At 50.3% G+C, this 11,778-nt stretch carries 11 protein-coding genes and 2 tRNA genes; 9 read left to right on the top strand and 4 right to left on the bottom strand.

The window, feature by feature from the left end:
• The first annotated feature begins 13 nt into the window (after positions 1-13).
• The 4 genes from ACTHSP_RS03565 (at position 14) to ACTHSP_RS03550 (ending at position 2,617) form a co-directional block, all read left to right on the top strand.
• Positions 14-1,372 carry a deoxyguanosinetriphosphate triphosphohydrolase gene (locus ACTHSP_RS03565; protein WP_049352068.1) on the top strand — a complete coding sequence of 453 codons (1,359 nt, stop codon included), beginning with the start codon at positions 14-16 and terminating at the stop codon, positions 1,370-1,372.
• A 132-nt stretch (positions 1,373-1,504) separates the two neighbouring features.
• Positions 1,505-1,581 (top strand) — tRNA-Arg (locus tag ACTHSP_RS03560).
• Positions 1,582-1,593: 12 nt separating this feature from the next.
• A tRNA-Glu gene (locus ACTHSP_RS03555) sits at positions 1,594-1,668 on the top strand.
• 391 nt (positions 1,669-2,059) lie between these two features.
• Positions 2,060-2,617, top strand: coding sequence for a hypothetical protein (locus ACTHSP_RS03550; protein ID WP_049352577.1), 558 nt, complete (start codon positions 2,060-2,062; stop codon positions 2,615-2,617).
• A gap of 83 nt (positions 2,618-2,700) precedes the next feature.
• Here the strand turns inward: ACTHSP_RS03550 and ACTHSP_RS03545 are convergent, their stop codons facing one another.
• The 3 genes from ACTHSP_RS03545 to ACTHSP_RS03535 form a co-directional block, all read right to left on the bottom strand.
• Positions 2,701-4,011 (bottom strand): NCS2 family permease, encoded by a 1,311-nt coding sequence (locus ACTHSP_RS03545; protein ID WP_049352523.1) that lies wholly within the window; start codon positions 4,009-4,011, stop codon positions 2,701-2,703.
• Positions 4,012-4,235: 224 nt separating this feature from the next.
• On the bottom strand, positions 4,236-5,558 hold the full coding sequence (gene miaB / locus ACTHSP_RS03540; RefSeq protein ID WP_003684389.1) for a tRNA (N6-isopentenyl adenosine(37)-C2)-methylthiotransferase MiaB: 1,323 nt from the start codon (positions 5,556-5,558) through the stop codon (positions 4,236-4,238).
• A 73-nt stretch (positions 5,559-5,631) separates the two neighbouring features.
• Positions 5,632-6,027 carry a hypothetical protein gene (locus ACTHSP_RS03535; protein WP_049352525.1) on the bottom strand — a complete coding sequence of 132 codons (396 nt, stop codon included), beginning with the start codon at positions 6,025-6,027 and terminating at the stop codon, positions 5,632-5,634.
• 198 nt (positions 6,028-6,225) lie between these two features.
• On the opposite strand from ACTHSP_RS03535, the gene hemL reads away from it, so the two are divergent.
• The gene (hemL, locus tag ACTHSP_RS03530) at positions 6,226-7,509 is read left to right on the top strand and encodes a glutamate-1-semialdehyde 2,1-aminomutase (RefSeq protein WP_049352527.1); all 1,284 of its coding nucleotides are present in this window, start codon (positions 6,226-6,228) and stop codon (positions 7,507-7,509) included.
• 83 nt (positions 7,510-7,592) lie between these two features.
• Here the strand turns inward: hemL and ACTHSP_RS03525 are convergent, their stop codons facing one another.
• The gene (locus ACTHSP_RS03525; protein WP_440345642.1) at positions 7,593-8,057 is read right to left on the bottom strand and encodes a universal stress protein; all 465 of its coding nucleotides are present in this window, start codon (positions 8,055-8,057) and stop codon (positions 7,593-7,595) included.
• A 186-nt stretch (positions 8,058-8,243) separates the two neighbouring features.
• On the opposite strand from ACTHSP_RS03525, the gene ACTHSP_RS03520 reads away from it, so the two are divergent.
• From ACTHSP_RS03520 to brnQ, 4 genes are all read left to right on the top strand, one after another.
• The gene (locus ACTHSP_RS03520; RefSeq protein WP_049352528.1) at positions 8,244-9,020 is read left to right on the top strand and encodes a tRNA threonylcarbamoyladenosine dehydratase; all 777 of its coding nucleotides are present in this window, start codon (positions 8,244-8,246) and stop codon (positions 9,018-9,020) included.
• A gap of 13 nt (positions 9,021-9,033) precedes the next feature.
• The gene (locus ACTHSP_RS03515) at positions 9,034-9,501 is read left to right on the top strand and encodes a hypothetical protein (RefSeq protein WP_049329026.1); all 468 of its coding nucleotides are present in this window, start codon (positions 9,034-9,036) and stop codon (positions 9,499-9,501) included.
• 92 nt (positions 9,502-9,593) lie between these two features.
• Positions 9,594-10,490, top strand: a complete 897-nt coding sequence (locus ACTHSP_RS03510; protein ID WP_003684326.1) for a segregation and condensation protein A — start codon at positions 9,594-9,596, stop codon at positions 10,488-10,490.
• Between the two features lies 1 nt (position 10,491).
• Positions 10,492-11,778 (top strand): branched-chain amino acid transport system II carrier protein (brnQ, locus tag ACTHSP_RS03505; protein ID WP_440345641.1); only part of this gene is annotated, 1,287 nt, incomplete at its 3' end.

Genomic DNA, 11,778 nt, shown 5'->3' with positions numbered 1-11,778 from the left:
TTGAGGAACCTTTATGACCATCCGAATGAATTGGCAAAACTTATTGTCCACCCAACGCTTCCGTACCAAAAACGGCGAAATCGTGCCGACCGTTACCCCTTCGACGCAGGAAGGTGCCGATGCTTTGCGTACGGATTTTCACATCGACTACGACCGGGTTGTTTTCTCCGGAGCCTTCCGTCGCCTTGGCCGTAAAACGCAAGTGCATCCGCTGGCGCAACATGACTTGACGCACAACCGTCTGACGCACAGCGTTGAAGTTGCCAGCGTGGGCAGGAGCTTGGGTAACCGCGTGGGCGTGATGTTGCACAACGGCGGTTTTCTGCCGCAGGGCAATACGCCCAGCGATATTGGTGCCGTGGTGCAGGTTGCCTGTTTGGCGCATGATTTGGGCAATCCGCCGTTTGGCCATACCGGCGAAGATGCTTTGCGCGATTGGTTCAGACGGCCTGAACATCAAATTTATCTGAACACATTAAACGAAGCGGAACGCAATGATATTCAAACTTATGAAGGCAATGCGCATAGCCTGCGTATCGTTGCCAGCCTTGAAATGTATCCGGAGGCGGGCGGAATGCGCCTGACTGCGGCAGCCATCGGCGCATTGCTGAAGTATCCGTGGACAACGCAACATCCGAACGGCAGAAAGAAATTCAATATTTATCAAACCGAGTTGCCGTTTATCCGTCAAGTTGCCGACGAATTGGGGCTGGTTTCCGCAGGAGTAGACAGCTGGGCGCGCCATCCTTTGTCTTATTTGATGGAGGCTGCCGACGATATTTGCTATGCCTTGCTGGACTTGGAAGATGCCGTCGAATTGGATTTGCTCACGGATACGGAAGTGGAAAGTATTTTGTCCGAGCTGACCTTTGCCGAAAGTGCATGGCACGCCAGCTCCAGCCGTCAGCGTTGCGCCATGTTACGCGGCATTGCGATCGGCAAGGCGATTGATGATGTCGCGCAAACCTTTATGCTGCATCAGTCCGATTTGTTGGACGGAACATTCAAAGGCAAAGACTTGCTTGCGTTGTGTAGCCCGCAAGTGCAAAACACTTTGGCAAAAGCAAAAGATTTGGCGCAAACACGGATTTTCCGCCATCACACCAAGCTCTTGACCGAAATTGCTACATTCCCATGTTTAGGATCTATCTTAGATTTACTCGTCCCTGCCGCGTATGCCCTGATTGCTGAAAAACAGCTGGCAACACGTCAGTCTTTGGCGTTGGAATTATTGAAAAAGCACAATCCGATTCTTCCTGAAGACAGTCTGTATCAGGCCTATATGAAAATTTTGGATTTTGTCGGCGGTATGACCGATAACTCCGCCGCTAAAATGGCGCAGGATTTGTCAGGAGTAGGGATTTTACGTTAATTTTATATTTTTTAATTTCAATCAGTTAATTGAAAATATAAAAAATATCTGCGAAAAGAGTAGACAGGTTTCGGCAAAGCCTATATTATTCGGTCTTCTTGATTCACAACGCACTAGCGAAGTGATAAGGATGCACCCGTAGCTCAGTTGGATAGAGTATCTGGCTACGAACCAGAGGGTCGGGCGTTCGAATCGCTCCGGGTGCGCCACAAGATTTATCTGCGCCCATCGTCTAGCGGTTAGGACATCGCCCTTTCACGGCGGTAACCGGGGTTCGATTCCCCGTGGGCGTGCCAGTTTTCAAAAAAACGCAATCTGTTTCGGATTGCGTTTTTTTATTGTATTTGCTGTGTATGTTTTATGGCCGTCTGAAACGCTCAGTAAATCCAAAGGCAGAAGTGTGTAAAATAAATTGCTCAGGCTTTTTGTTGTCTATATGCGCTTTTCAATCTCATTTTACCATTGTCAAAACCCAATTTATTGACAACAGTATTCATCTTAAAAATTCCCAAACCTGAATTTACATGATTTCATATTTATAATTTCTTGATTTCAGAAAATAAAAATATTTATTTGAACTTTTCTTGAAAAATGCCGTCTGAGATAAAGACAAGACGGAATATCTCTGTTAATGTGTAAATGTCACGGCATTTGCCGGTTTTTATTGAAACCATTTGGGAGTCAATTATGAATATGAATGTTAAATTAATCGTTCCTACCGTTTTGGCGGCTGTTGCCCTGACTGCATGTAGCAGCGGTTCTAAAGCCAAACCTGAAACCAAAGCTGCGCCTACTGCGCAACAACAAACTCAAGCCCAAGCTCAACAAGCTCAAGCTCCAGTACCTAATACTTTGAAAGTAGACTCTATCGACGGTACTAAAGAAGTTCACTACAAATGCGGTAAAGACGGCAAAGAACCTCTGAGCGTAATGTACGGCTTCAAAGGCAACGAAGTTGTTGCCGCCCAAGTAAAATACAAAGGTCAATTAACTGAAAACCTGTTCCGTATCACTGACAGCAGCAAAGATGTAAACGCATTTTGGGGCGGTAATGTTGCTTGGGTTGCTGAAGCAGCCACTGCAGCCAACGTAGACAAAGTTGACGGCAACATGCTGACTATCCGCGGTACTACCGAAGTAAACGGCAAACAAGAAGTGGTTGATCAAATCGTTACCCGCTTCTGCGCATTGGACAAAGGCGCGAAAGCTGCCGCTAAACCAGCTGCTAAAAAAGTGAAAAAATAATTTTTTACCGACAGCTTTAAACGCTGGATAAAATAAAACAGGCCGTCTGAAAAGTTTTCAGACGGCCTTTTCTTTTGAGTGGTTTAACCTAAGAACCAGAATTTCAATGCCCACAACACGGCGACAATCCATACCATAGGCGGTACGTCTTGGGTGCGGTTGCACAAGAGTTTGATGAGTGCGTAGCTGATAAAGCCGAACGCAATACCGTCGGCAATCGAGTAGGTAAACGGCATGAAGACAATGGTCAGGAATGCCGGTGCGGCTTCGGTCATGTCGTCCCAATCGATTTCGCGCGCGCTGCGCAACATTTGTGCGCCAACATAGAGCAGGGCGGGTGCGGTAGCGAATGCAGGAATGCTTTGAACCAGCGGGGAGAAAATCAGACAGGCCAGCATCAGTACGCCGACAGTAACGGCAGTCAGGCCGGTGCGGCCGCCGGCAGAAACGCCTGCCGCGCTTTCAACGTAAGGGGTAGTGGAAGAAGTACCCAAGGCAGCGCCGGCGATAATGGCGGTAGAGTCGGCAAGCAGGGCGCGTTTCAAACGCGGCAGTTTGCCGTCTTGCAACAGGCCTGCGCGGTGGGAAACGCCGACCAATGTGCCGGTAGAGTCAAACAGGTCAACCAGGAAGAATACAAAAATCACGCTGACCATGCTGACGGTGAACAAGCCTTTGAAGTCCATCTGCATGAAGGTTGGCGCAATGCTCGGAACTTCGCCGACCACGCCTTTGAACTCGCTCAAGCCCAAGATGGTGGAGATGGCGGTCAGTGTCAGAATGGTAATGATGATGGAGCCTTTAACGCGGAAGTGGCCAAGTGCAACCACCATGACAAAGCCTGCCATTGCCAGCAGGGCGGTAGGCTGGTGGATGTCGCCCAAACCGACCAATGTGGCAGGATTGGCCACAATCACGCCTGCGCCTTTGAGCGCAATCAATGCCAAGAAGAGGCCGATGCCTGCGGCAATCGACATTTTCAAGCCCATAGGCAGGGCGTTGACCAGCATTTCGCGCACTTTAAAGAAGCTGAACAGGATGAAAATAATGCCTGAAATGAAAACGGCACCCAAAGCCACACGCCAGTCCACGCCCATGCCTTTGACGACGGCAAAGGTAAAGTAGGCGTTCAAACCCATGCCCGGAGCAAGGGCGATCGGGTAGTTGCCGACAAAGCCCATCACGAAACAGCCGATGGCGGAGGCGATACAGGTAGCCACAAATACTGCGCCCATATCCATGCCGGTTTCGCCCAAAATCAGGGGATTGACGATGATGATGTAGCACATGGCGAGGAAGGTTGTCACACCGGCCATAATTTCCGTGCGGACGTTGGTCTGATTGGCGTTGAGGTTGAACAATCTTTCCAAAACGCTTTGATTTGAAGAACTCATTCGAGATATTCCTTTGGGGGAAAGCCGTTTAAGGACGGCATCATCGGGTTTAACTGCCGGAAGCTCGGATTTTAGCCTTAACTTCTCAACAGATAAGGGAATTTTCGGGCGGTATTATACTGAAAAGCCTTTTGTTCGGGTAATAAAAATGAATCAGATGATACTGAGCCGAGCCAAGATAAAGGCCGTCTGAACAGTTTCAGACGGCCTTTGTTTGTGTGTACTTATACCGGTTTGCCTTTCAGGGAGAAGGTGTAGGCTTCGGTGATTTCCAAATCGATCATTTGGTTGATCATGTCGGGTGTACCGGTAAAGTTGACCACGCGGTTGTTGGCGGTACGGGCTTGCAGTTGGTCAGGGTCTTTTTTGGAGATACCTTCAACCAAGCAGCGTTGAACCGTGCCGATCATGGTTTGGTTGATGCGCGCGGTTTCGGCTTCGATGACTTCGTTCAAAGCTTCGAGGCGGCGCACTTTTTCTTCATGAGGCGTGTCATCGTGCAAGTTGGCGGCAGGCGTGCCAGGGCGCGGACTGTAAATAAAGACGAAGCTCAAGTCGAAGGCGATGTCTTTGACCAGTTTCAAGGTTTGCTCGAACTCGCGCTCGGTCTCGCCCGGGAAGCCGACGATAAAGTCGGAGCTGAGGCACAAATCAGGACGGATGGCACGCAGTTTGCGGATGATGGATTTGTATTCCAAGGCGGTGTAGCCGCGTTTCATCGCGCTCAATACGCGGTCGGAACCACTTTGAATCGGCAGGTGCAGATGGGAAACCAGCTTCGGCAGGTCGCGGTAGCACTCGATAATCGCGTCGGTAAATTCGCGCGGATGGCTGGTGGTAAAGCGCAGGCGTTCGATGCCGGGGATTTCGTGGACAATGCGCAACAAAGTGGCAAAGTCGCAGATTTCGCCGTTTTCCATTTCTCCGCGATAGGCATTGACGTTTTGGCCTAAGAGATTGATTTCTTTAACACCTTGTTGCGCCAAGCCTGCAATCTCAGTCAATACGTCGTTGAGCGGGCGGGAGAATTCTTCGCCGCGGGTATAAGGGACGACGCAGTAAGAGCAGTATTTGGAACAGCCTTCCATAATGGAAATGAAAGCCGAGCCGCCTTCTACGCGCGCAGGCGGAAGGTGGTCGAATTTCTCGATTTCAGGGAAGGAAATATCGATTTGCGAGAGGCCGGTGGTTTCTTTGTCGACGATGAGTTTGGGTAGGCGGTGCAGCGTTTGCGGACCGAAAACCACGTCCACATACGGAGCGCGTTTGACGATGTTTTCGCCTTCTTGAGAGGCAACGCAGCCGGCAACGCCGATGATGAGGTCGGGATTTTTTTCTTTGAGCGGACGTACGCGGCCCAAGTCGGAGAAGACTTTTTCTTGCGCTTTTTCACGCACGGAGCAGGTGTTGAACAAGATGATGTCGGCGTCGTCAGGTTGGGTAACCTGTTCGATGCCGCCGTGTTCTTCGGCGAGGACGGACAGCATTTTTTCGCTGTCGTACTCGTTCATTTGGCACCCGAAGGTGCGGATAAATACTTTTTTCATGGTTTGTTTTGATTGATTTGCTTGTTGTAAAAGGGTTCAGACGGCCTGTGAAATACTCGGGCCGTCTGAAAAATTATTCTTCCGCCTTTTTCTGCTTTTTAGCGTGTTCGATGAACCTGTCGGCTTCGGCGTCGGTCAAAATCCAGATTTCGCGGACGAGGCGGCTTTCTTCGTTGTATTTGAACGCAACGGCTTTGCCGGTTTGATTCAGCAGGCGGCCCATCGGAATGAAACGGTCGTTTTCATCGTGAATTTTAGTGAAGCGGGTGATTTGCAGTTTGGCCGCATTGCCGTCTACAATACCCAAGGTCAGCAGGCGCGTCCAAGAAAAACCGCCTTTGCTGACTTTCAGATAAGGCAAATCGACAGTCTTTAAAACGGCTACATCCATATCGTCAGGCAGGCTGCGTTGTGCATGGACGAAGGAGGACGACAAAAGGGCGAGGCTGAGTATGAATCCGCGTAACATGATGCTTTTCTTTTATTGTTTCAATAGGTCGCGGATTATAGCACAAGCAGGAAAAATGTGGATAGAGTGTTTGTTTTTAAAGAATAATTTTGATTTTGCGCCCGATTCTTATTTTGAAGCTTGGGCCGTCTGAAAAGGATTTGGTGTTAAAATGGCACCGATTCGATTTTCAGACGACCTCTTACGAAAGAATTGACCATGAACCGTAATGAAAGCTTGTTCAACCGCGCTAAAGCCATTATTCCCGGCGGCGTGAACTCTCCTGTACGCGCATTCGGCAGCGTCGGCGGCGTGCCGCGCTTCATCAAAAAGGCAGAAGGCGCGTATGTTTGGGACGAAAATGGCACGCGTTATACCGACTATGTCGGCTCTTGGGGCCCTGCGATTGTCGGCCATGCCCATCCTGAAGTCATTGAAGCCTTGCGCGAAGCAGCATTGGGCGGTTTGTCGTTTGGTGCGCCAACTGAAGGCGAAATCGTCATCGCCGAAGAAATCGCCAAAATCATGCCGTCTGTCGAGCAGCTGCGCCTTGTCAGCTCCGGTACAGAAGCAACGATGACCGCCATTCGTTTGGCACGCGGTTTTACCGGCCGCGACAAAATCATCAAATTTGAAGGCTGTTACCACGGACATTCCGACAGCCTGTTGGTGAAAGCAGGCAGCGGTCTGCTGACGTTTGGCAATCCTTCTTCCGCCGGTGTGCCTGCCGACTTTACCAAACATACTTTGGTACTCGAATACAACAATATCGCCCAACTGGAAGAAGCCTTTGCCCAAAGCGGCAATGACATCGCCTGTGTGATTTTGGAGCCTTTTGTCGGTAATATGAATCTGGTTAGGCCGTCTGAAGCCTTTGTCAAAGCCTTGCGCGAATTGACTGAAAAACACGGTGCCGTGTTGATTTACGACGAAGTGATGACCGGCTTCCGCGTGGCGCTGGGCGGCGCGCAATCTTTGCACGGCATCAAACCTGATTTGACCACCATGGGCAAAGTGATTGGCGGCGGTATGCCTTTGGCGGCGTTCGGCGGCCGTAAAGATATTATGGAATGCATTTCCCCGTTGGGCGGCGTATATCAGGCAGGTACATTGTCCGGCAACCCGATTGCCGTCGCCGCCGGTTTGAAAACGCTGGAAATCATTCAGCGCGAAGGCTTCTATGAAAACCTGACTGCCCTGACCCAACGCCTCGCCAACGGTATTGCCGATGCGGCTAAAGCACATGGCGTTGAATTTACGGCGGACAGCGTGGGCGGCATGTTTGGTTTGTATTTTGCCAGCCATACGCCGCAAAACTATGCCGACATGGCGCGTTCCAATATCGACGGTTTCAAACATTTCTTCCACGGTATGCTCGACCGCAATGTCGCATTCGGCCCGTCAGCTTACGAAGCCGGTTTTGTTTCCGCCGCGCATACGCCTGAGCTGATTGACGAAACCATTGCTGTGGCACACGAAGTGTTCAAAGAAATGGCGAAATAAAAGCTGAAGCTGTAATGTGAAATGAAAAAAGGCCGTCTGAAAAATATTCAGACGGCCTTTCGCTATGTTAAATAAATGCTTGATTATGCTTCTTCAGCTTTGCTGCGGATAATCAGCAGAGGCAGGTGGCTTTGACGCATTACGGTTTCGGCGAAGCTGCCCATCAGCAGGTGCATCAGGCCGGTGCGGCCGTGTGTGCCGAGTACCAACAGGTCTGCGCCGTTGTTGTCGGCGTAGTCAACCAAGTCTTGCGCCATTTCACGCGTGCCTTTGTTGGCAACCAACAGGTGTTTCACGATGTTTTCAACGCCGTTTTCACGCGCTGTTTTTTCTGCGAAATCCAAAACTTCGTTACCTTGAGCCACTGCGGCGGCTTCATAGCTTTCGTGTTGCAGGAATTCAGGAGCCAAAGCCATGTATTCGGCAGGGTTGGCAACGTGAACCAAAGTCAGTTGGGCTTTGTTGAGGCTTGCCAGTTCGGCGGCGTGTTTCAATGCATTGAGGGAAGTCTCGCTACCGTCAACGGCTACAACCAGATGTTTGTACATATTTATTCTCCTTTTGCGCCGAGTAGCGGCACTTTCGTTTAATATGAAATCAGAACTTGTCTGAATGTGAAACGATTATAAACTCTTTCGGGCGGGTACAACAGCCCATCTGCTTTCAAGTATAATGTCAGTCCGATTCGCCTGTGGCGTTTTTCATTAATTTATTGATATATCACAAGGTTACTTATGCAGGATGCCGCTTTTCTTTCTTCGCGCCGCTTTGGCGGCATTGCCAGACTTTACGGAGACGAAGCACTGGCGCGCTTTTCGCGTGCGCATGTGTGCGTGGTCGGCGTCGGAGGTGTCGGCTCGTGGGCGGTGGAGGCTTTGGCGAGGAGCGGTATCGGTCGTTTAACGCTGATTGATTTGGACAACGTTGCCGAGTCGAATGTCAACCGCCAGTTGCACGCTTTGACCGATGATTTCGGTAAGGCAAAAGTTACCGCTTTGCGCGAACGCATCGCCCAAATCAATCCGCAATGCGAAGTGACGGAAATCGAAGATTTTGTTACCGAAGACAATCTGGACGAGCTTTTCAGACGGCCTTTTGACTTCGTGATCGACGCCATCGACCAAATCCGTGTCAAAGCGGCGATGGCGGCTTATTTTGTGCAACACAAACAACCGTTTATTATCAGCGGCGGCGCGGGCGGACAGAAAAATCCGGCTTTAATCCAAACCGCCGATTTGAGCCGCGTTACCCACGATCCGCTGCTTTCCAACTTGCGCTACACCTTGCGTAAACGCTACGGCTTCAGCCGCGATACCAAAGAAAAAATGCGCGTGCCTTGCGTTTATTCAACCGAGAATATTACGCCGCCGCAATCCGGCGAAGCGTGTTCGACCGATGTCGCGCCGCAAGGTTTGTCCTGTGCGGGCTACGGCGCGAGTATGCTGGTGACGGCTTCGTTTGGGCTGTATTGTGCGCAGGCGGCGGTGGAGCATATCGCGGGGCGGAAGTGAGGGGTAGAGGAAGATGGTTAAGAGCCGATTTTTCAAAGCCTATTTTATTGCCAGTCTGATTTATGCGGTATGGTTCGGCGTATTGATGTATGCTGTCGATCCGATGTTTCTTGATGTGATGGAATGCGATACGCTGCCGGGCGATTATTTGTGTGTGCAAAGCGGTTATGACCGCCCATTCACCACTTTTCTTTATCCGTTTCTGTCCGTCGTGATATTCAGCCTGTTGCACGCCGGTATTATGAAATGGCGCAAACTCCGTTCGGTTAAAATGATTTGGTTTTTGGTCGGCTGCGAAAGTTTGCTGCTGTTGGCTTTGATAGTGGCGATGCTTGCGAGGGATGGTTTTGTGTTGTCCCGAGATGTTGGCTCGGTACTGGCGGGTACAGTTTTCGCCAGTCTGCCGCTGTTGGGTATGGCCTTGGCTCAGACCTTTGCCGTCGCCATTGTTTCTCTGCAAATCAATCGTAAAAAACTCTGATTTTTATATTAAAAACGGGTCGTCCTTGTTTCAGACGGCCTTTTGTTGATGAAACTTCTTACTAAACTTAAAAAGAAAAAGACCCTTTAACCATGCCTTCAGAACACCTTATTTCTTCCACTGCTGCAACGCCGTCTGAACATACCGTTGCGTGGGTGTTCGGTCAGCCTGTTACTGATGTGCCGCAGGATTTGTTTATTCCGCCCGATGCGCTGAAGGTGGTATTGAGCAGCTTCCAAGGGCCGTTGGATTTGTTGCTGTACCTCATCCGCAAGCAGAATATCGATGTCCTTGATATTCCGATGGTGAAGATTACCGAGCAGTATCTGCACTATATTGCCCAAATGGAAGCGTATCAGTTTGATTTAGCGGCAGAATACTTGCTGATGGCGGCGATGTTGATTGAAATTAAATCGCGCCTGCTTCTGCCGCGTCCTGAAGAGGTTGAGGATGAAGAGGCGGATCCGCGTGCCGAGTTGGTGCGCCGTCTATTGGCTTACGAACAGATGAAACTGGCGGCTCAGGGCTTGGATGCGTTGCCGCGTGCCGGACGTGATTTTGCTTGGGCGTATTTGCCGCTGGAAATCGCGGTCGAAGCGAAGTTGCCGGAAGTGTACGTTGCCGATTTAACGCAGGCTTGGTTGGGTATTTTGTCGCGTGCCAAGCATACGCGCAGTCATGAAGTGGTGCGGGAAACCATTTCCGTGCGCGCGCAGATGACGGCGATTTTGCGTCGCTTGAACGAAAGTGGTATCAGCAAGTTTAGCGATTTATTTAAGCCGGAGCAGGGCGCGACATATGTGGTGGTCAATTTTATTGCATTGCTGGAATTGGCTAAAGAAGGCTTGGTGCGTATCGTGCAGCCTGAAAATTATGGTGAAATCGAAATCAGCCTGAAAGACGGTTTGGAAACAAACGAAGCTGAAATGCTTTCAGACGGCCTTGAAGCCGATGAAACCGATAACGAGAATTTGAATAAAGAGAACTAAAATGGATTCGACGACAAGTCATAACAAAGCTTCTTTATGGGCGGTGGGCTTAATGTTGTTTGCCCTGTTTTTTGGGGCGGGGAACCTGATTTTTCCTGCTTTTTTGGGACAGCAGGCCGGTGAAAAATGGCTTTCGGCCATGTTTGGCTTTTTGCTGACAGGGGCGGGTTTGCCATTGTTGGGTGTGATTGCCGTCGGTTATTCCGGCTCGCGTGATGTGGAGGCACTGGCTTCCCGTGTTGCGCCTTGGTACGGCGTGACTTTTGCCACGGCGCTTTATTTGGCAATCGGCCCTCTGTTTGCCATGCCGCGTACGGCGACAGTGTCTTTTGAAACCGCGATTTCCCCTTTCATTGGTGAATCTTGGAAAAACATCGCATTGGCCGTATTCAGCCTGGTGTTTTTCGGCATGACTTATTGGCTGTCAATTTCTCCGGGGAAGCTGGTTGACCGTATCGGTAAAATCCTCACGCCTGTTTTGTTGCTGTCAATTGCGATATTGGTCGGCTATGCCGCCATTAATCCGATGGGCGTGCCGCAGGCGGCGCAAGGTGATTTTGCCACTCATCCGTTGATTAAAGGCATTTTGGAAGGCTACGGCACCATGGATGCGCTGGCTTCGCTGGTGTTTGCCATTATCGTCATCGATGCCGTTCGCGCCATGGGCGTGGACAACCGCGCGGACTTGCTGAAGACCACGACGATTTCCGGTGTGTTGGCGGCTTCTTGTTTGGCAGTGGTTTACCTGTTTATCGGTTATATGGGCGCGACAGGTGTGGCCGGTATCGGCTTGCAGGAAAACGGCGCGTCGGTTTTGTCTAAAACTGCACAGCACTATTTCGGTACGGCCGGTATTGTGTTGCTTGGTGTCATGGTGCTGCTTGCCTGTCTGAGTACGGCGGTTGGCTTGATTACTTCATGCGCCGAATATTTCAATCGTCTCTGCCCGGGCATTTCTTATAAAACCTTTGTGATACTGAATACGGTGGTGTCTATCCTGTTGGCCAACAAAGGTCTGTCAGCGATTTTGCAGTTTTCCATCCCTATGTTGATGCTGTTGTATCCGCTGACCATCGTCATCATTCTGCTGGCTTTGACGGATAAATTGTTTGGCGGCGGCCGTATTGTCTATTTCTGCACCATGATGGCGGCCCTTGTGGTCGGTTTATTCGACGCCTATAAGGCCGCGTTTGGATTTAATGCTGACACCACTGCTGCCATCGAGCGCGCATTGCCGTTTTACAATATCGGTTTAGGGTGGGTTGTTCCCTCTTTAGCCTGCTTTATA

This window comes from Neisseria sp. P0001.S005 (assembly GCF_051963715.1).
The sequence above is the reverse complement of the archived record's forward strand: the minus strand, read 5'-3'. Positions and strand labels throughout refer to the sequence as shown.